This is a genomic window from Bacillus nitratireducens, assembly GCF_001884135.1.
Classification (GTDB): domain Bacteria; phylum Bacillota; class Bacilli; order Bacillales; family Bacillaceae_G; genus Bacillus_A; species Bacillus_A nitratireducens.
The window spans coordinates 164,148-185,515 of record NZ_MAOC01000007.1; the positions used below are offsets into that span (position 1 = coordinate 164,148).

The following is a 21,368-nucleotide window of genomic DNA, read 5'->3' on the forward strand; positions in this document are numbered from 1 at the left end:
TTCCCTCCTAATCCCCATTACTCCACTTGTTTACTATATGATGCAAGGAGCAAAATTGTTTCTTCAATCAGTGCTTCTTATCATCATTAATATGCCAGAAGTAAATGAAAAAGTACCTTTTTCCACAATGAGTTCATTACTAATACAAAGTGTCGATCCCCACTCTATTGTCTTGTTAGTAAGAGAGTACTTAAATCCACGTAATGTAATACCTTCAACTGTTTCAGTAACCGGTACAAAGGATACATAAGGAAAATTTTCATTTTCTTCAATTATATGTGTACCAACTTTTTTTACTGTTATTTCATTTTTATTGTCTACAATACACATTTCTATCTCTGCCGCTAAACCTTTTAAAAGCATTTGTATATTTGCCAAACCATGATCAAGTCTTCCACCAGTCGCGCCAAAAATACGAATTAATTTCGGATTTTGTTCTAAAGCCCAGCTAATTGCAATTTCTAAATCTGTTTGATCTTTTTCTCGCGGAACAATATGTAACTCATTTGTTTGCTGCCTCATCCATGCTAACTCATCCTCAGTAACCGAATCGTAATCCCCAAACGCAACAGTCGGAGTAATTCCACTTTTTAACAAACGGTACACTCCCCTATCAACCGCCGCCCACACTACTTCTTCATTTTCATATCGAGAAAAATCTGCGCAGTATTCTACAGGTCCTCCTGCCAAAATATGAACAATCATTTTTTCTTCCCCTTCTATTGTAAAAAGGCAATCTGCCATTCGGTAGATTGCCTTTCTCCTTATTTTTCGCTCTATCCTGTATAAAATAGTGAAGTCTTAATTAACTAGATGCTTCACTAGAATAAAGGCCATTCATTCTTTATCCACGAATTATACGAATTGCTTCACCGCGGTCTTTTTGATTGTATACTGCTGATCCTGCTACAAGAACATTCGCTCCTGCTTCAACACAAAGTCTTGCCGTTTCAGCATTTACACCACCATCAACTTCAATTTCTACTTCTAGATTTCGCTCTTTAACCATTTCTGCAACTTCTTTAATCTTCGGTAATACAGAATGAATAAACTTCTGTCCACCAAATCCAGGATTTACTGTCATTAGTAATACCATATCTATATCTTCTAATACATGTTCAATTACCGATACTGGTGTATGCGGATTTAATACAACCCCTGCTTTAATGCCATGAGATTTAATTAACTGAATTGTACGATGTAGATGAGGACACGCCTCTACATGAACAGTAATAATATCTGCTCCCGCTTTTGCGAAAGTCGGGATATAGTTATCAGGATTTTCAATCATTAAATGTACATCTAATGGTAATGATGTAATCGGACGGATAGCTTCTACAATTAATGGTCCAATCGTAATATTTGGTACGAAATGTCCATCCATTACATCGACGTGAATGTAATCAGCTCCACCTTTTTCTACATCTTTAATTTCTTCCCCTAATTTTGAAAAATCTGCTGATAAAATCGATGGTGCAATTTTAATCATAACTAATACCTCGGCTTTCTCTCTCTAATTTCTTCTACGAATTGTTTGTAATTCTTATAACGATATTCAGTTATCTTTCCTTCTTCAACCGCAGCTTTCACCGCGCATTTCGGCTCAGAAAGATGTGTACACCCTCTAAATTTACAGTATTGGCTCGCTTCTTTCAACTCTGGAAAACAATATGTAAGATCTTCTACCTCTATATCTATGAAATCAAGCGAACTAAAACCAGGTGTATCCGCAACAAGCCCGCTCCCCACTGTAATTAATTCCACGTGTCTTGTCGTATGTTTCCCGCGCCCTAAATGTGAAGAAATATCATTTGTTTTCAATTCTAAATCTGGACGTAAAACGTTTAACATTGAAGATTTTCCAACACCAGATTGTCCTGCAACGACAGAAATACAGCCCTCTAAGAATGGTTTCAAAATATCGATACTTTCCGATGTATTTATAGAAGTAAATAATACATCATAACCTATTTCACGATAATCATTTGCAAAAGCTTCAACAGTTTCCTTCATTTTTTCATCCACTAAATCCATCTTACTAATACAAATAATCGGCTTAATATTATGATATTCAATCTGTACTAAAAATCGATCTAACAGTCCGGGATTAAAATCTGGTTCTACTGCAGAGAAAACGAGAATCGCTTGATCAACATTAGCAATAGGAGGTCTAACAAGTTCGTTTTTTCGATCAAATACTTCTAACACGTATCCTTCACTCGGATTATCTGCTTGAAAAACGACTTGGTCTCCTACAAGTGGCGTAATTTTATTCTTTCTAAATACACCACGCCCGCGACATTGTGTAATTCCTTCTTCATGCTGCACATAATAAAACCCACTTAGAGCTTTTACAATTTTTCCTTCTGGCATATAATTCTCCTTTATTTTGTATAAAGTGAAACTGTAATTAATAATGAATTGACTAGAGTTCTTTAAACAATTATTTAAAAACTAACTAAATATATACCCAGGTAATATATTTAAACTACCATCACATTCAAAATATTATTCACAATAGTATCACCTTTATAGCTTTTGAATCATATATTTTTGCCTGCTATACCATCCATTATTTAGACAGATAACAGGCAAGAGTAATAAAGTGAAACTTTAATCATTGGGGGTTTATCGATCCCCTCTGATTAGTAAAAGTCCTCACCAATCGGGCTTTTACGGGCAATCAATCCTGCCTACCTTCTTTGCTTTACAGCCGGATTTTGAGGCGAGGGTCTTACTACCAACAGATAGCAGGACAAATTCCATCCTCTATAAAACAAGAATGGAATCCATTATTGTTGAGCTGGATATGGTACTTCTTTTTCTATAATCGTTACTCCATCTCGAACAATTTTATAATGTCCCTTTGAACCTTCTTGAATTACAAATTCTAAAGAAATAGTCGCTGACTCAGTAATCGTTCTCGTTTCAACTGGTCTATCCATTTTTTGCTGCATATCTTCTTTATAAATTTCTATTGTTTGCGGTTTTTTCTCACCTGTTGCAGAAGCTTCATATGGGATAGAAATATTATCCACTTTTACTGTTTTCGTCACTTTGGGCTTCGGACCATCAGAGATAACAATCGTTACTTTATCTCCTTCTTTTAAAGGTGTCCCAGGTTTTGGATATTGAGAAATAACAAGTCCCTTTTCGACAGTATCTGAATACTCCCTTTTTATATCAGAAACAAGCTTTCTTTCATTTAAGTAACCTTTTACACTATTTTCAGTCCATCCTGAAAAATCACCTGGCCTAATTTGATAAGGTCCCTTACTTACCCAAATCTTCAGTTCTTGTTCTGCCTCTATAACCATTTGATCAGGCGTTGGTATTTGCTCTACGATTTCACCTTTCGGCTTATCATTTTCAATAAAATTAATGGTAACCTGTTTATATTTTTCTTCTAACTCAGCTCTTATACTCTCGAAATCTTTTCCTGTGAAGTCACTCATTTTACTTTTCTTTTTTCCACCTGATTGATAGATAGTAATTTTAGAGCTTTCTTTCACTACTCTTCCGGCTATTGGATCTGTTTTTATCACTTTTCCCACTTCAACATTATCTGTATATACAATGTTAGGTTCTGTAACTTCAAAGCCTTTTTCAACTAATGTATTTACAGCTGTCGTATACTTCATACCAGCCACATCAGGAACCTTCACATCTTTCGGAATAAAGAAGCCTGGAATAACAGTAAGCGCTAATGTTATCCCTATCGCTAAAAGTAAAAATGTTGTAATTAAAACCTTCAGCCATTTGTTACTGCGTTTTTTCTTCTTAGCTGATTCGGTCTCTTCTTTTCTTGCTTGTTCATCCACTTTACTTCCTTTTAGCACAATTGTTTCATCACTCACATTTTGGAATAATTGTTCTTGTTGAATGATTGGAATCGCTTTCGTTGCTTCCATATCTTCTGGTATGTAAAATGGTTGTTCATTTATTCTTTCTGGATATAGCGCTGTTTCAATATCCCGTTTCATCGCGTTAGCAGATTGATATCGATGGAATGGATCTTTCGCAGTTGCCTTTAATATAATATTTTCAACACTTTGTGGAATATTTTCATTCCATCTTTTTGGAGATGGTATTTCATTTTGTAGATGTTTTAAAGCTATTGCAACAGCAGATTCACCCGAAAACGGTTGTCTTCCTGTTAACAATTCAAACATAACAATCCCAAGTGAATAAATATCTGATTGTTTATTCGCTATACCACCACGTGCTTGTTCCGGTGATAAATAATGTACAGAACCGAGCACCGAATTTGTATGTGTAATTGTTGTTGCACTTGTAGCTGTCGCAATTCCAAAGTCTGTGACTTTTATCACTCCATCATCTCGAATCAAAATATTGTGCGGTTTTATATCACGATGCACAATCTCAAAGTGATGGGCGTGTGCCATGGCGGACGTTAACTGCTCCATTATATCAAGAGCTTCTCCTATCGGTAACATCCCTCGATCAATTATGTATTGCTTCAATGTTCGTCCAGGTACATATTCCATTACAAGATAATATATACCATCCTCTTCCCCAACATCATACATATTCACAATATTTGGATGCGACAACGTTGTAACAGATTGCGCTTCTCGATGGAAACGTTTAATAAACTCTTCGTTATTTGAATAGTCGAGTCTTAATATTTTTACCGCTACATCTCGGCCAAGTATTTCATCATGAGCTAAATATACATTGGCCATCCCTCCACCGCCAATCATTTTCAGCAGCTTATAACGGTCATTTAAGCGTTTTCCAATCAGCACGTTGCACTTCACCTACTTTCGTTTGCCGAATCCGCATAATCAATAATAACGAGAGTGATATTATCTTCTCCACCACGATCATTTGCTAATTGAATGAAATGCTCTCCCTTCGCCTCGAGCTGTTCATTCAATTGTAAAATTTGTTGCATATCAGCCATAGGGACTTTGTTAGACAATCCATCAGAGCAAAGAAGCAATTGATCATCTTCTTCGAGAACTAATGTTTTAACATCTAATCCGACTGTTTCTTCTGTTCCTAACGCTCTTAATAGAACATTCTTTTTCGGGTGATATTCTGCATCTTCTTTTGAAATTTCACCGTGCCTAACAAGTTCATTTACAAGTGAGTGATCTTCCGTTATAAGCGATATTTCTCCCTCTGATACCATATAACAACGACTATCTCCTATATGACCGATTGTTACAAAACTAGGTGTACAAATCGCTACGATAACCGTTGTTCCCATGCCATTACATTCTACATGCTGCTTAGAGTAAGCATATATACGCTCATTAATAATTCCAACGTTAGTATGTAACCACTTTTCTACCTTTTTAGGCTCATTCATATTATGCGTTTGCTTCCAATAATCATGGAATAATTGAATAGCCATCGAGCTAGCTACATCGCCAGCTCGATGACCTCCCATCCCATCTGCTACTACCGCTAAAATATTTCCATCTAAATTGTGAAAAACTCCTGCACTATCTTCATTATGTTGACGAACTTTCCCTTTATCCGATAGAAACACGGCTTTCATCTCGTCACCTCGTCTCTTCTTTGCGCTCCTTTGCACGCAACTGACCGCAGGCTGCATCAATATCATGACCTTGTTCACGGCGAATTGTTACATTCACTCCACGATCTTTTAGCGTCTTTTCAAATAAGAAAATTTGCTCTCGTGGCGTACGTACATAATCACGTTCTGGCACGTAGTTTACCGGAATTAAGTTTACATGACATTTTACACCTTTTAAGAGCGCAGCAAGTTCTTCAGCTTGCTCAACTTGGTCATTTTCTCCTCCAAATAAGCCATATTCAAACGTAATACGACGCCCTGTTCTATTTACATAGTATTTAACAGCTTCCATTAAATCTGGTAGCTTATAAGCACGGTTAATCGGCATTAATTTTGAACGTAACTCTGTATTTGCAGAATGCAATGAAATCGCAAAATTGATTTGCATATCTTCTTCAGCGAACTTATAAATTTTTGGAACAATTCCACTTGTTGAAACTGTCATATGCCTTGCACCAATATGAATTCCTTTTTCATGATTTACAATGCGTAAGAATGACATTAAGTTGTCGTAATTATCAAACGGCTCTCCAATTCCCATAACAACAAGAGAACTTACACGCTCTTCTGTTTCATCAAGCGCACGCTGAACTTCCACTACTTGCGCTACAATTTCTCCAGCTTCTAGGTTTCGTTTTAGCCCACCAAGTGTAGAAGCACAGAACGTACAGCCAATTCGACAACCAACCTGTGTTGTTACACAAATCGAATTTCCATATTCATGTCGCATTAATACCGTTTCAATAGAGTATCCATCGTATAACTGGAATAAGAATTTAATTGTTCCATCCGAAGACGTTTGTTTTACTAATGTATTTAAAGTAGTAATATCAAAGGAATTCGACAATTTATCGCGCAATCCTTTAGAAAGGTTTGACATATCCTCATAATTTTTTACACGTTTTTTATATAACCAATCAAAAATTTGCCCTGCACGGAATTTAGGTTCCCCTTGTTCCTTTAACCAATCTTGCATTTCATGAAGTTGTAAAGAGTAAATTGATGGTTTCTTTGTTTCTAGATTTTTCTTTTGTTTTTTTACAGTTGTTTCCATGATACTACACCTTCTTTCTTAAACAAGCAATATAAAAGCCATCTGTTGCAAAATAATGCGGTAAAATTTGTACTTGACCTTCATCAATGTACGGACTTAATTTTTCTGGCATACGTTCTTTTATCGTAGTATCCCACTCAAATTCAGGATGCTCTTGTAAAAACCGTTCTATTACTTGTTCATTTTCTATTTTTTCAATTGTACACGTACTATAAACAAGGCGACCACCTTGTTTTAATAATGGTGCTATTTTTTCTAATATCGCAAATTGAATCGTTGATAATCGTTCACTATCGCCCTTATCTTTCCCTAACTTAATATCAGGTTTACGTCTTATAACACCGAATCCTGAACATGGCGCATCTACTAATATTTTATCAAAGGTTTCATTTTCAAAATGCTCTTGAACTTTTCTAGCATCTAATGCCTTTGTTTCTACATTTTCTAGACCAAGTCGATCTGCTTGTTGTCTAATTAAACGCACTTTATGTGCATGTAAATCAAGGGACATTACCTTACCAGTTCCCTTTAATCGCTCTGCAATATGCGTTGTTTTCCCGCCTGGGGCAGCACAACTATCAAGGACTTCATCGCCCTCATTCGGTTCTAAAGCACGTGCCACCAGCATAGAGCTTTCATCTTGAATAGAGAGAAATCCTTTTTTAAACGCTTCTGTATGCGCTACATTCCCTCTTTCAATTTGAATTGCATCATCTGACAAATCGCCACGTTTCGCTTCTATACCCTCGTTTGCTAATAGCCCAATCGCTTCTTCCACCGTAACCTTATCAACATTCACACGTGCTGTCGGTACAGGTGGTAACATATTTACTTCACACATTTTCCCTGCTGTCTCTAAACCGTATTCAGATACCCAGTCTTGTACAAGCCAAGCTGGATGACTCGTTGTAATCGCAAGACGTTCTACCGGATCCTTGATTTCTTCTAACGATGGTACACCTTCTCGCTGAATTGAACGTAATACTCCGTTCACCATGCCTGAAATCCCTTTATGCCCACGACGTTTCGCAATCTCAACAGCTTCATGAATAGCCGCTCTTTCTGGAACTCGGTCTAAATATAACATTTGATATAAAGATAGGCGAAGCAACACTCTTACCCAAGCCTCAACCTTCTTTCTTAAAAATGGTTGTAAATAGTAGTCCAATGTGTCACGACGTTGAATTGTTCCATATACAATTTCAGTTAATAAGCCTATATCTTTTCTATCAATTGCACTTTTTTCAATCAGGTTATTTAAAAGTAAGTTGCTATATGCGCCACTTTTTTCTACTTGAATTAAACCATCAAGAGCTAACTCACGAACATTTTGTCTCATGCATTTTCTCCTAACTTCGTACCAATTTCAGGTTTTGTTCCACGTAAAAACTGTGAACAACTCATGCGCTTTTTACCAGACGGTTGCAATTCAGTAATTTTAACACCTGTCTCATTACCTGTTGCAACAACAAATCCATCTTCTTCATAAGCTACTATTGTACCTGGTTCAGCTTTCTCTGCCATAGAAACTTTCTCTCCCCACCATACTTTTACAACTTGTCCTGCTAAAGTTGTATAAGCAACTGGCCATGGATTCAATCCGCGAATGTGATTGTATACTTCTTCACCTGTTTTTGTCCAATCAATTTTCTCTTGCTCACGTTTTATATTATATGCAAACGTTACTTCATCTTCATTTTGTTTAATTGGTTCTAGCTTACCTTGAATTAATAAAGGTACTGTTTTAGATAGAAGATGTGCACCGGCTTCACTTAACTTATCGAATAACGATCCCGTCGTTTCACGCTCGTCAATTTCCACTTCTACTTGCGTTAAGATATCACCAGCATCTAATTTTTCTACCATATACATAATTGTAATGCCTGTTTTCTCTTTCCCTTCCATGATCGCATAATGAATCGGTGCACCACCGCGAAGCTCTGGAAGTAATGATGCATGGACATTAATACATCCGTACTTTGGTGCTTCTAGAATTTCGTTTGGTACAATCTGACCGAACGCAGCTGTTACAATTAAATCCGCCTCTAGTGCTAATACTTTTTCATATTCGTCTTTTTCACGAATTTTCAGTGGCTGTAGCACCGGAATGCCATGTTTCTCCGCTTCAACTTTAACTGGAGTAGGCGTTAAAACCTTTTTTCTACCCACTGGACGATCAGGTTGTGTTACAACACCCACTACGTCATATCCATCCTCGATAAGACGACGAAGCACCGGTACAGAAAAGTCCGGTGTTCCCATAAATACTACTTTTATCATTCAAAAACCGCTCCTTTTAACACCTATTCTAATTCGTTTTCTTCATAATATCTCGTCACTTTAGATGTAAATAAAACACCATGTAAATGATCGATTTCATGTTGAATCGCACGCGCTAAGAAGTCTTTTGCTTCTAATAAGAATATTTTCCCACGACGATTTTGCGCACGCACTTTAATGTAATCTGCACGCTCCACTTCACCATAAAGTCCCGGAAAGCTTAAGCAGCCTTCGGGACCTACTTGTTCACCACGTTTTTCTAAAATAACCGGATTTATTAATTCTATTTTACCCGTATCATCATCGATATCAACAACAGCAACTTGTAAGCTCACACCTACTTGTGGCGCAGCTAAACCAACGCCGTCTGCAATTAACATTGTTTCATGCATATCTTTTAACAATTTCACTAACTTTTTATCAAAGTTAATTACTCTTTCGCATGGTGTTTCTAATACTTCATTTGGATGCTTTACAATTTCTAAAACTGCCATATTTCCCTCCGCTACATTAACATTGTTGGATTAAAATCAATTGAGATTTGTAGCTCTTTTTGCATTTCTGCTTGATAATGTTCATTTACCATTTTGAGCACGTTCTTTAAGTTTGGTTCCCGTTTGTATTTTATCATGCATTGGTAACGATATCTATCTTTTATCCTTGGAATCGCTGAAGCAACTGGGCCTAACACCATTGTTTGCTGTGAGCAATGCGTTCGTAAATGACCGACAATTTTTTCCGTCACTTGGACTGCCTTTAATAATTCTGGATGAGATACGGTTACAAGCACAACGTAATAATACGGTGGATATTGTCTTGTTCGTCTCATTTGCATTTCATGTTCAAAAAACACATCATATTGCTGATTCTTTGCTAATTCTACACTGTAATGTTCTGGTGTATACGTTTGAATTACAACTTCCCCTGGCAATTCATGCCTTCCAGCACGTCCACTCACTTGCGTCAATAGCTGATAGGTCTTTTCACTCGCTCGAAAATCAGGTAAGTGAAGCATCGTATCTGCCGTTAATACACCTACAAGCGTCACTTTCGGAAAGTCAAGTCCTTTTGCAATCATTTGTGTTCCCAGTAATATATCTGCTTTCTCTTCTCCAAATGCCTTTAATAATTTTTCATGCATTCCTTTGCGGCTTGTTGTATCTACGTCCATTCGAATGACTCGCGCCTGTGGAAATAGTTTTGTGATTTCTTCTTCTACCTTTTGTGTACCAGTACCAAAGAAACGAATATACGTACTATTACAAGCCGGACACTCTGTTGGCATATTTTCCTCATGGCTACAATAATGACATTTTAAACGATGATTCATTTTGTGGTATGTCAACGAAATATCACAATGCGGACATTGTACGACATATCCACAATCACGGCACATCACAAACGTAGAATGCCCCCTTCTATTTAAAAAGAGAACCATCTGTTCTTTCTTTTCTAATCGATCTGCTATTTTCTCATGTAGTGCTTTTGAAAACATTGAGCGATTTCCATCACGAAGTTCTTCACGCATATCCACAATTTCTACGGTCGGCAAAGCTTGTTCATTCATACGTTTCTCCATCGTCAGCAGCTCATAGACACCCTTTTTTGCTCTAGCAAATGATTCAAGTGTTGGGGTTGCACTTCCAAGAACGATTGGGCACTTATGATATTGCCCTCTCCACACCGCTACATCTCTTGCATGATATCTCGGATTATCTTCTTGCTTATAACTCGATTCATGCTCTTCATCTATAATGATAATTCCTAAATTTTCAAAAGGAGCAAAAATAGCTGAGCGTGCACCCACTACAACTTTCACTTCTTTTCTTAAAATCTTTCGCCATTCATCATATTTTTCACCAACTGAAAGTGCACTATGAAGAACCGCAACTTGTGAACCGAACCTACCTTTGAAACGATCTACCATCTGAGGCGTTAACGCGATTTCCGGAACAAGTACAATAGCTTCTTTTCCCTTTTTCAACACCGCTGCTATAGATTGTAAATATACTTCTGTCTTCCCACTTCCTGTAACACCATATAGTAAAAATGGATTATAAGTTTCATTTGCAATTGATGATAAGATCGGTGTAATAACTTGCTTTTGCTCCTCAGTAAGCGGAAATGGTTTCGTTTGTTCAAAATCATCATCGTCATATGGATTCCGATATACTTCCACATACTTTTCTGAGATTAGCCCCTTTTTAACAAGTGCTTTTATTGGAGCATCTGTTATTTGCAACTCTTCTGTTATCACTTTCAACGGTACACTTTTATAATTTTCCACAAAATAATAGAGTACATCTTGTTGTTTTTTACTTTTCAGTTCAAATGCCGCTAATTCTAATTTATCTTCTGGCAACTCCGGCTGTACTACTCTTTGTTTTTTCTTTTGCACTTTATCCTTTACCTGATAAACAACTTCAATCGTGCCATTTTTAATTTCTTGTTGAATAGTGCGGTATAGATGTGGTTGCGTCTCAATCACTTCCCAATCTATCGCCTCTTTGTCTTGAAATAAAAACAGTAGTTCAGGTGCTACTTCTTCTTGTTTACGAAGTTGTATCCGTTTTTTATACGTCGCTTTTATCGCTGTCGGAAGCATCACTTGAAAAGCTGAAATCATATAACATAACGTTTCACTTGTAAGCCAATATCCAAGCCTTAATAATTCCTCATTTAAAACTGGAGTAACATCTAATATTTCATGGAGTGCCTTTAATTTTTTACTTTCTACCTCAGCCGAGTCTTTTATGCCAATAATAAAACCTTGCAATTTTCTTGGACCGAATGGAACTACTACACGCATTCCTGTTTGCACGATATCTTCCCATTTTTTAGGGATGATATAATCAAACGGCCGATCTGTTTGACGTGCTGGTACATCAACAATTACACTTGCAAACTTCATACACAATCATCTTCTAACATCATTTCGATTTGCTTTAATATTTCACGAGCCACTTCTTTCTTCATTAAAAGTGGTAACTCAATAATCTCTCCATCTTTTCTATACATTGTTACAATATTCGTATCTGTACCAAAGCCAGCTCCTTGCGCTTTCACATCGTTCGCAACAATCATATTTGCATTTTTCTCACGTAATTTTCTCGTCGCATATTCCTCTATATTCGTCGTTTCAGCTGCAAATCCGATAAGTAACTGTCGCTCTTTTTTCTCACCTAATGTTCTTAAAATATCTACTGTTCTTTCCAATTCAATAACAGCATCGCCATTTTGCTTTTTCATTTTATTATCGTGAACATATTTTGGGCGATAATCTGCAACTGCCGCTGTCTTGATAACAACATCTACATTCTGATAATGTTGAAGAACTGCCTCTAACATATTTTGTGCAGATTCTACTTGTATTGTTGTTACATGTAATGGCGGATTTAATGCTGTCGGTCCTGACACAAGTATGACATCAGCACCTAAGCTTGCTGCCACTTCTGCAATTGCATACCCCATCTTTCCAGAAGAAAAATTCGTCATAAAACGGACTGGGTCAATCTTTTCACGTGTCGGGCCAGCCGTTATTAATATTCGCTTTCCTTGCAATGGTTTTTGTTCTGAGAAAACCTCTTCTAATCTTCCGATAATCACCTCAGGTTCTTCCAGTCTTCCCTTAGCTACATAACCACATGCTAAAAAGCCTTCGCCAGGCTCAATAAATGTATATCCTAACGCTTTTAACGTCATCATATTTTTTTGAACAATTTTATTTTCATACATATGCACATTCATAGCAGGCGCAATCCAAACTGGAGCTGTAGTAGCCAACAACGTAGTCGTTATCATATCATCCGCAATACCATTCGCTAACTTCCCAATGCAATTCGCTGTAGCAGGTGCCACAAGTACAACATCTGCCCAATCCGCTAAATCAATGTGAGCGATAACCGCTGAGTCTTTTTCATCAAACGTATCCGTATATACATCGTGGCGAGAAAGCGCTTGAAATGTAAGAGGTGTAACAAACTTCATTGCCGATTCACTCATCATTACTTTTACAGTAGCACCTGCTTGTGTCAATTTACTCGTTAGCGCAGCTGCCTTAAAAACTGCAATGCCTCCTGTTACACATAGAAGTATCTTTTTCCCTTTTAGCATATGACTCGTCCTCTTTCTTTTTCAAACTTATTCTACTGAAATAGAATTTTCAGCTCGTCAGTACCAATATGTTGTTCCACCTTTTTACGATTATTTCTTCCCTATCGTAAAAAAATAACAACCTACTTGTAAATAGGTTGTTACCGTTACATAGAAAATTATAAAGTCTATGTTTTAATTTGTCGAAAAGAATGTCTTAATCGATGATTTTGTCTTCGCTTGGTACATATTTTAATACTTCTGCATCGATTTCTTCTAATGATTTACCTACACATTTATGAGAAACAGGTTGCTCAATAACACAATTGTTCGCAAGTTGCATTTCACGCGCACGCTTTGCAGCTACTGTTACAAGCGTATATTTAGAATCGATTTTTGTTAATAATGAATCAATTGATGGATTTAACATAATTATAGACCCTCCGTCATTTCTTTATAATATTTTGCTACTCTTTCGCGGCGGCAATGTTCGCCAACCACAATTGCTTTAATTCTGTCGCAAGCTAATTCAACTTGATCGTTTTCTACAACATAGTCATAAGCGTCCATCATTTCGATTTCTTCTTTCGCTACAGTTAAACGATTTTCAATAACATCTTCAGTTTCTGTACCACGACCGACAATTCGGTTCTTTAGTTCAGATAAACTTGGAGGTGCTAAGAAAATAAATACACCTTCAGGGAAGGCTTTCTTAACTTGAATTGCTCCTTGTACTTCAATTTCTAGAAACACGTCTTTTCCTTCTTGTAATGTTTTTTCAACATAATCAATCGGTGTTCCGTAATAATTACCTACGAACTCAGCCCACTCAAGTAATTTTTCATTACGAATCATTTCTTCAAATTCTTCTCTCTCTTTAAAGAAATAATCCACACCATCTACTTCACCTTCACGCGGTTTACGCGTCGTTACTGAAATAGAGTACTGAAAACGTGTATCCTCCTGGCTAAATAGCTCTTTGCGAACCGTTCCTTTTCCAACCCCAGAAGGTCCTGAAAGCACGATGAGCAATCCTCTTCTACTTCTCATAAATATGTAAAACCTACCCTTCCTCACTTAAATCTTCTTTATTATTCAAACGATGTGCAATCGTCTCTGGCTGAATTGGACTTAATACAACATGCCCATCATCCATCACAATAACCGCCCTTGTTTTTCTCCCATACGTAGCATCAAGCAAAGCATTATGTTCACGTGCTTCCTGTACTGTTCGTTTAATAGGAGCTGACTCCGGACTTACAATAGCAATAATTCGATGAGCAGATACAATATTTCCGTATCCAATATTTAAAAACCGCATGGCCATAGTTTGCGCCTCCTAGTAAGTCTATCCGATTTCTCCACCACGTATAACTTTATATATTTTTTGAAAGCTACTCAATATTTTGTACTTGTTCACGAATTTTTTCAAGGTTATTTTTCATTTCTACAACATATTTTGATATTGTTAAGTCATTTGCCTTAGAACCAATCGTATTAATTTCTCTATGCATCTCTTGCACGATGAAGTCCATTTTCCTTCCAACAGGCTCTTCAATCTGCAGTGTTTCACGAAATTGATCTAAATGACTTTGTAAACGAACTAACTCCTCGTGAATATCACAACGCTCTGCAAACATTGCGACTTCTGTTAACAATCTTTGTTCATCTAAATCTTGATTATGTAATTCTTTTAAGCGATTTTCTAATCGTTCACGATATTTTTGTGTAACAATTGGTGCATGTGGAATAATTGCATTTACACAATTGTGAATCTCTTGCAAACGATACGCTATATCTTTATGTAATCGTTCTCCTTCGCCATCTCTCATCATTTTTAACATATGAGCAGCTTGGCGAACAGCCTCATATAAACTGTTTTCAAATTGTTCATTTACATTTTCTATTTCTTCAATTGCCGTTACTTCTGGCATTCCCATTAGTTGCCCGAGTGTAATAGAATCTTGTAATTGAAATTTCCCTTTTATATCTTCCATAATGGATTGGTACTGCTTGAGAAGCTCCCAATTCACACTTAATTTTCTTTCAACAAGCCCTTCACCTGTTATACTAATAGACACTTCAATACGTCCACGGCGAACTTGTTCTGCAATTATTTTACGAATTTTGTCTTCAAACACCATCATTTGCTTCGGAAGTCGAATACTCATTTCTAAAAAGCGATGGTTCACCGACTTCATTTCTACTGTTATTTGAAAAGTATCATTTTCTACTTTCGACCTTCCAAATCCTGTCATACTACAAATCATCTTTATCACATCCAAGCCATGAAATAACTCAATGAAAAAGGTAATAGAGACAAGGCTCTACTACCTTCTGTAAATTATATCATATTTTCATATCATTGACTATTTCAAGTTTAATCCCTTCTTATATAACAGTGGCTTTTTCTTTTTATCCTTTTTTCTTGTTAATAAAGATCCTACTAATAAGAAAGTCGGAATAGATGATAATCCTCCAATTAACAACCAATCTCGTGCTTGTATCGGCATTGTGCTAAAAATCGGCTGTAATGGTGGATAATATATAACTACAAGCATTAACAGTAAAGAAATAATAACCGCCCCTACTAAATATACATTTCCAAACGGGTTACGATGAAATATAGAATGTTCACTACGACAATCAAATACATGAATAAGCTGAGCAAGTACTAATGTTGCGAAGGCTACCGTTTGTGCATACTTTAATTCATTTGGATGCTGGTTAAATGCAATAATAAACGCTACTAATGTCACTGCTCCGATTAGAAAACCACGACTTATAATTTTCCACGCAAGCCCTCTAGCGAACACCCCTTCTTTCGGATGGCGTGGTGTTCTCTTCATGACATCTCCTTCAGCCTTATCCAAACCTAATGCCATCGCTGGTAAACCGTCAGTAACTAAGTTCACCCATAAAATTTGAATTGGAACCATCGGCAATGGCAGTGCAAGTAACATCGCAAATAACATAACTAAAATTTCACCAACGTTAGATGCTAGCAAATACCGAATAAACTTCCGAATATTTTCATATATGTTTCTACCTTCTTTAATTGCCGATTTAATCGTAGCGAAGTTATCATCTAACAAAACAAGTGAAGAAGCTTCTTTTGCAACATCTGTCCCTGTAATTCCCATCGCAATCCCTATATCAGCTGTTTTAATAGCTGGAGCATCGTTCACTCCATCACCCGTCATAGCTACTATATGCCCCTTATTTTGCAGCGCCTTAACGATTTTCAATTTATGCTCAGGAGACACTCGAGCGAATACATACGTATCTTCTACAATATCTTCTAATGCCTCTACATCCATATTCGCAAGTTCTACACCTTCAACAACGCGTCCACCCGGTGGTAAAACCCCTAACTGTTCCGCAATTGCCATTGCTGTCACTTTATGATCTCCCGTAATCATTACCGTTCTAATACCAGCTTCCTTACACTCCCTCACCGCTTGCGCCACTTCTGATCTTGGCGGATCTATCATTCCTTGTATTCCAACAAGCATAAAATCCTGCTCTACTTCTCTTTCATGCTCAATTGAATCTGTAGCTTTTAACGGTTTAAATGCCACCGCAATCGTTCGTAAAGCTTGACTCCCTAAACTATGAATCGCTGCCTGCACTTCTTTTCGATACATTTCACTTAAAGGCTGCTGTTTATTCCCCCATAAAATCGTTTGGCTCATTTGCAATAAAACATCTGGCGCTCCTTTTGTAATAACAAATTTCTTCCCTTCACGATCACGAACGATAACGCTCATCATTTTTCTAGTTGAATCAAAAGGAAATTCACGGATGACTTCAAACTTTCCTTTAAGAGCTTCACGTGATATTCCCGCCTTCATTGCAGCAGCTACGAGAGCTCCCTCTGTCGGATCTCCATCTAACACATACGCCTTTTTCTTTTGAATAACATTCGCATTATTACATAAACAGCCAAATGTGAGTAGTTGGTACAGTGATTTCGTCTTAGTAGGGTCAATTACTTCTTCACCTTTCATAAACGAACCCGTTGGCTCATAGCCTTGACCTGTTACTTTCCACAATTCTCCGCCTGACCACATATGTGTTACCATCATTTTGTTTTGTGTCATTGTTCCTGTTTTATCTGAGCAAATAACAGAAGCACACCCTAACGTTTCTACAGCTGGCAACTTTCGCACAATTGCTCTCTTTTTAATCATGCGTTGTACACCAAGTGATAGCGCAACTGTAACGATAGCTGGTAATCCTTCCGGAATAGCCGCAACTGCGAGCGAAACCCCAGCCAAAAACATGTGATACACTTCATTCCCCTGATATACACCAGCTAATACTACAAGAGCTGTCAAAATAAGAGCGACAATAATTAAAATTTTCCCTAGCTGTTCTAACCTTCTTTGTAATGGTGTTTCCATTTGCTCAGCATTTTGCAACATATTTGCAATTTGACCCATAGCTGTATTCATTCCAGTCGCTATGACTACCCCTGTTCCAGCACCTCTCGTTATCATCGTCCCCATAAATGCCATGTTTTTTTGATCACCAATTGAAACATCTTGGCCTTGTAATGCTTCTACCTTCTTTTGTACCGGCACTGATTCCCCTGTAAGAGCAGACTCTTCGATATATAAACTTGAAGATTCCACAAGACGAACATCCGCGCCAATACGATCGCCACTAGAAAACTTAATAATATCACCTAAGACAAGCGCTTTAGACGGTGCCTTTATCCACTTCCCATTTCTTAGTACCGTAACTTGAGGAGCTGCCAACTCTTTTAAAGCTTCCAACGATTTTTCAGCTTTCCTTTCTTGAAAGAAACCGAGGATACCATTGATAATAACGATCGCAACAATTGCAATTGAATCGATGTATTCTCCTAAAAAAGCTGAAATAATTGTTGCACCAAATAAAACAAGTACCATAAAATCTTTAAATTGCGCTAAAAACACCATAAGTGCAGAAGGCCGCTTTGCTTCTTGCAATTCATTTGTACCAAATTTCCTTAATCGCCCCTCTGCTTCTTGCTCTGTAAGACCTACCTCCACATTCGTATTCGTTCTTTCCTCCACTTCATGTGCACGCATTTCATACCAATTCATCCTGCCATCGACCTCCTGATTCCAGACATACTCTAATGAAAGCTTATTCAGCCTCGTCCAAAAAAATGCTATAATTAACTTTTAGTTAGAAAGGAGTGTTCATTTATGGCATTCGATGGATTATTTACAAGAGCGATTACACATGAAATTGCAAATTCTCTTTACACGGGAAGAATTTCCAAAATATATCAACCTTCAAAATACGAGATTTTATTACATATTCGCGCAAACGGAAAGAATCAAAAACTGATTCTCTCCGCTCATCCGACATATGCACGTTTACACTTAACAAACCAAAATTACGATTCACCTGCACTTCCACCAATGTTTTGTATGCTTCTCCGCAAGCATTTAGAAGGTGGTTTCATTGAAAAGATTGAACAAATTGATTTAGAGCGCATTATTCAAATTACAGTTCGCAGCAGAAATGAAATTGGTGATGAATCGCTAAAGACATTAGTAATTGAAATCATGGGACGACATAGTAACATCATTTTAGTAGACACAAAAACAAACAATATTTTAGATAGCTTAAAACACGTTTCTTTAGCAGTAAACCGACATCGAACTGTATACGCTGGAGCTGAATATATTGCACCACCAGCACAACATAAAATTAACCCGCTTCAGATTGAAACAGATGATGAATTTATTAGACCGCTAGACTTTCTATCCGGAAACATGGATAAACAGCTTGTCGGCACCTTCACGGGAATATCACCGTTATTCGCAAAAGAAGTAGTGAAAAAAGCAGGTATGGTAAATGAAAAAGCATTATCTGAAGCATTTTTCTCCATACAAAAGCCATTACTAACTCATACATATTCACCAACAATGAGTACTGCAAACGGGAAAGAATTCTTTTATCTTTTCCCTCTTACGCACTTGCAAGGAGAAGAAAAAACATTCTCATCAGTAAGCGAATTGTTAGATCGCTTCTTTTTCGGGAAAGCAGAGCGCGATCGTGTAAAACAACAGGCGCATGATTTAGAGCGCTTTATGCAAAACGAAAAAAATAAAAATGAGAAAAAACTCATTAAACTAGAAAAAACATTACAAGATGCCGGGAAAGCAAATAAATATCAACTTTTTGGAGAGCTACTTACAGCCAATATGTATGCTTTGAAAAAAGGTGACAAAGATATTGAAGTCGTTAACTATTACGACGAAAATGGTGGAACTGTAAAAATCACATTAGATCCTTTAAAAACACCATCCGACAATGCACAACGCTATTTCCAAAAATATCAAAAAGCAAAAAATTCAGTTGTTGTAGTAGAAGAACAAATCGAAAAAACAAATGAAGAAATTCTTTATTTTGATAGCTTACTTCAACAAATGGAAGCTGCTTCTTCAAAAGACATCGAAGAAATTCGCGAGGAATTAGCCGAAGAAGGTTATATGCGCAATCGCAAAGCAAAAAATGCTAAGAAGAAACCAACTAAACCGGTATTGGACAAATATTTAGCTAGTGATGGAACAGAAATTTTCGTCGGCAAAAACAATAAACAAAATGATTATTTAACAACGAAATTTGCCCGTCGTGATGAAATTTGGTTACATACGAAAGACATACCTGGCTCTCATGTTGTCATTCGTTCTTTAGAACCTGCTGAAGAAACTTTACTAGAGGCTGCAAAAATCGCCGCTTATTTCAGTAAAGCAAAAGAGTCTAGCTCTGTACCTGTTGATTTCACGAAAATACGTCATGTCAAAAAACCGAGTGGCGCAAAACTTGGCTTTGTTACGTACGACAATCAGCAAACCGTATATGTAACACCTGATGCTGATACTGTAATGAAATTAAAAGCGTAAATATAAAAAAATGCGTTGCTTATAAGCAACGCATTTTTTATAGGGTTTCAATTCAGTTCATATATCCATTCACTCATTCATAACATCTTTCTCCCCTTCAATATTGTCAAAAAAATTGACAGTGTCATTTCACATCTGTATAAATTTTTTTACAGTATGTGTATAAAGTGCACCTCCAATCAATATTTTTTCATACCCCCACTGATTATTGAAGTAATCTTGATTTTATGAACAAACCGCCCCTCACAAATAGCGGACTAATTTTTTATCTCCCCTAAAACATATGTAGTTCCTACTATCTTTTTTCTTCAAATATACATTTTGGCATGCTATTTGCTTTATTCAATACTGTGAAAAGGGGGAAATTAACATGAATTTAAGAATTAATAAAATCCAAAATCAACTACAAAAATATGAAATTGACGGATTACTTATTACAAAAAAAGAAAATCGCCAATATGCAACAGGCTTTACAGGCAGCGCTGGCGTCGTCTTAATCTCTGTGGATAAAGCGGTTTTTATAACTGATTTTCGCTATGTAGATCAAGCGAAATCACAAATAAAAGACGCTGAAATTGTTATGCATAAAGGAAATTTAGAGAAAGAAGTTGCAAATCAAGTATCGAAATTAAACATTCAAAAACTTGGAATTGAAGAAAATAACATGACATTACAACAATATAAAAACTTACAAAAATACATACATGCGGAAATGGTGCAAGTGTGCGAAATCATCGAAGATATTCGTATTATTAAAGACACACCTGAAATAGAAACAATGAAAATTGCGGCTAATATTGCTGTCGAAGCATTTCACCACATCCTTACATTTCTAAAACCAGGAATAAGTGAAACTGATGTCCGAGATGAATTAGAATTTTTCATGCGAAAAAAAGGGGCTACATCCTCATCATTTCAAATTATTGTAGCTTCTGGCGTTCGCTCTTCACTTCCCCATGGAGTTGCATCAAATAAAATAATCGAACGAGGCGACGTTGTTACATTAGATTTCGGTGCACTTTACGACGGATATTGTTCCGATATAACACGTACTGTAGCAATCGGGGAACCATCAGAAGAATTCAAAAAGATATACAACGTTGTACGAGAAGCATTAAAACGTGGAACTGAAGCAATTAAGCCTGGAGAAACTGCGAAAAGTATCGATGATATAACGAGAGATTACATTATAGAACATGGATACGGTCAATATTTTGGACACTCTACTGGTCATGGTCTTGGGTTAGAAATACATGAACCTCTTCGCCTATCCCAAGAAAGTAAGGCTACTTTAGAAGAAGGTATGGTTGTTACCGTTGAACCTGGTATTTACATTCCGAACTGGGGCGGTTGTAGAATTGAAGACGATATCGTCATTACAAAAGACGGATATGAAGTTATTACAAAAGCGAATCGGGAACTAATAGTTATTCCTTGTTAAAAATCATTTGCTTTTTAACAGGAG

18 protein-coding genes are annotated in these 21,368 nt (G+C 36.9%); 2 read left to right on the forward strand and 16 right to left on the reverse strand.

The features are described 5' to 3' along the window. Positions 1-63 precede the first annotated feature (63 nt). The 16 genes from BAU23_RS02230 to BAU23_RS02305 all read right to left on the reverse strand — a co-directional run bounded on the left by BAU23_RS02230 (position 64) and on the right by BAU23_RS02305 (position 18,088). Entirely contained in the window at positions 64-744 is a 681-nt protein-coding gene (locus BAU23_RS02230; protein ID WP_000752661.1) for a thiamine diphosphokinase, read from the reverse strand. A gap of 100 nt (positions 745-844) precedes the next feature. After that, positions 845-1,489, reverse strand: coding sequence for a ribulose-phosphate 3-epimerase (gene rpe, locus BAU23_RS02235; protein ID WP_000589964.1), 645 nt, complete (start codon positions 1,487-1,489; stop codon positions 845-847). A 2-nt stretch (positions 1,490-1,491) separates the two neighbouring features. Continuing rightward, on the reverse strand, positions 1,492-2,373 hold the full coding sequence (gene rsgA, locus BAU23_RS02240) for a ribosome small subunit-dependent GTPase A (RefSeq protein ID WP_001113939.1): 882 nt from the start codon (positions 2,371-2,373) through the stop codon (positions 1,492-1,494). A 419-nt stretch (positions 2,374-2,792) separates the two neighbouring features. Next, positions 2,793-4,769: a Stk1 family PASTA domain-containing Ser/Thr kinase gene (gene pknB, locus BAU23_RS02245; RefSeq protein ID WP_000904772.1), complete on the reverse strand. Its 1,977-nt coding sequence runs from the start codon at positions 4,767-4,769 to the stop codon at positions 2,793-2,795. An 8-nt stretch (positions 4,770-4,777) separates the two neighbouring features. Further along, positions 4,778-5,530, reverse strand: a complete 753-nt coding sequence (locus BAU23_RS02250) for a Stp1/IreP family PP2C-type Ser/Thr phosphatase (RefSeq protein WP_000648692.1) — start codon at positions 5,528-5,530, stop codon at positions 4,778-4,780. Between the two features lie 4 nt (positions 5,531-5,534). Continuing rightward, positions 5,535-6,623: a dual-specificity RNA methyltransferase RlmN gene (gene rlmN, locus BAU23_RS02255; RefSeq protein WP_000450535.1), complete on the reverse strand. Its 1,089-nt coding sequence runs from the start codon at positions 6,621-6,623 to the stop codon at positions 5,535-5,537. A gap of 4 nt (positions 6,624-6,627) precedes the next feature. After that, positions 6,628-7,962 carry a 16S rRNA (cytosine(967)-C(5))-methyltransferase RsmB gene (gene rsmB, locus BAU23_RS02260; RefSeq protein WP_001249669.1) on the reverse strand — a complete coding sequence of 445 codons (1,335 nt, stop codon included), beginning with the start codon at positions 7,960-7,962 and terminating at the stop codon, positions 6,628-6,630. Continuing rightward, on the reverse strand, positions 7,959-8,903 hold the full coding sequence (gene fmt, locus BAU23_RS02265; RefSeq protein WP_000598796.1) for a methionyl-tRNA formyltransferase: 945 nt from the start codon (positions 8,901-8,903) through the stop codon (positions 7,959-7,961). The genes rsmB and fmt overlap by 4 nt, the downstream gene beginning before the upstream one ends. Positions 8,904-8,926: 23 nt before the next feature. Then, on the reverse strand, positions 8,927-9,397 hold the full coding sequence (gene def, locus BAU23_RS02270; protein ID WP_000279466.1) for a peptide deformylase: 471 nt from the start codon (positions 9,395-9,397) through the stop codon (positions 8,927-8,929). A gap of 11 nt (positions 9,398-9,408) precedes the next feature. Continuing rightward, the gene (priA, locus tag BAU23_RS02275) at positions 9,409-11,814 is read right to left on the reverse strand and encodes a primosomal protein N' (RefSeq protein WP_000666703.1); all 2,406 of its coding nucleotides are present in this window, start codon (positions 11,812-11,814) and stop codon (positions 9,409-9,411) included. Further along, complete coding sequence (coaBC, locus tag BAU23_RS02280) at positions 11,811-13,016, reverse strand: bifunctional phosphopantothenoylcysteine decarboxylase/phosphopantothenate--cysteine ligase CoaBC (protein WP_071733457.1); 1,206 nt, start codon at positions 13,014-13,016, stop codon at positions 11,811-11,813. The genes priA and coaBC overlap by 4 nt, the downstream gene beginning before the upstream one ends. Positions 13,017-13,212: 196 nt before the next feature. Continuing rightward, on the reverse strand, positions 13,213-13,425 hold the full coding sequence (gene rpoZ, locus BAU23_RS02285; RefSeq protein ID WP_000933968.1) for a DNA-directed RNA polymerase subunit omega: 213 nt from the start codon (positions 13,423-13,425) through the stop codon (positions 13,213-13,215). 2 nt (positions 13,426-13,427) lie between these two features. Next, the gene (gene gmk, locus BAU23_RS02290; protein ID WP_033656620.1) at positions 13,428-14,045 is read right to left on the reverse strand and encodes a guanylate kinase; all 618 of its coding nucleotides are present in this window, start codon (positions 14,043-14,045) and stop codon (positions 13,428-13,430) included. Between the two features lie 13 nt (positions 14,046-14,058). Further along, positions 14,059-14,322 carry an extracellular matrix/biofilm regulator RemA gene (remA, locus tag BAU23_RS02295; protein ID WP_001251456.1) on the reverse strand — a complete coding sequence of 88 codons (264 nt, stop codon included), beginning with the start codon at positions 14,320-14,322 and terminating at the stop codon, positions 14,059-14,061. A 67-nt stretch (positions 14,323-14,389) separates the two neighbouring features. Beyond that, positions 14,390-15,265 (reverse strand): YicC/YloC family endoribonuclease, encoded by an 876-nt coding sequence (locus tag BAU23_RS02300; protein WP_000564114.1) that lies wholly within the window; start codon positions 15,263-15,265, stop codon positions 14,390-14,392. Between the two features lie 99 nt (positions 15,266-15,364). Continuing rightward, the gene (locus BAU23_RS02305) at positions 15,365-18,088 is read right to left on the reverse strand and encodes a calcium-translocating P-type ATPase, SERCA-type (RefSeq protein WP_001104737.1); all 2,724 of its coding nucleotides are present in this window, start codon (positions 18,086-18,088) and stop codon (positions 15,365-15,367) included. A gap of 105 nt (positions 18,089-18,193) precedes the next feature. Here BAU23_RS02305 and BAU23_RS02310 point away from each other — a divergent pair, with 105 nt between their 5' ends. Beyond that, positions 18,194-19,903, forward strand: a complete 1,710-nt coding sequence (locus BAU23_RS02310; protein WP_000863250.1) for an Rqc2 family fibronectin-binding protein — start codon at positions 18,194-18,196, stop codon at positions 19,901-19,903. A 370-nt stretch (positions 19,904-20,273) separates the two neighbouring features. Next, positions 20,274-21,344 carry a M24 family metallopeptidase gene (locus BAU23_RS02315; RefSeq protein ID WP_001053444.1) on the forward strand — a complete coding sequence of 357 codons (1,071 nt, stop codon included), beginning with the start codon at positions 20,274-20,276 and terminating at the stop codon, positions 21,342-21,344. Positions 21,345-21,368: the final 24 nt, after the last annotated feature.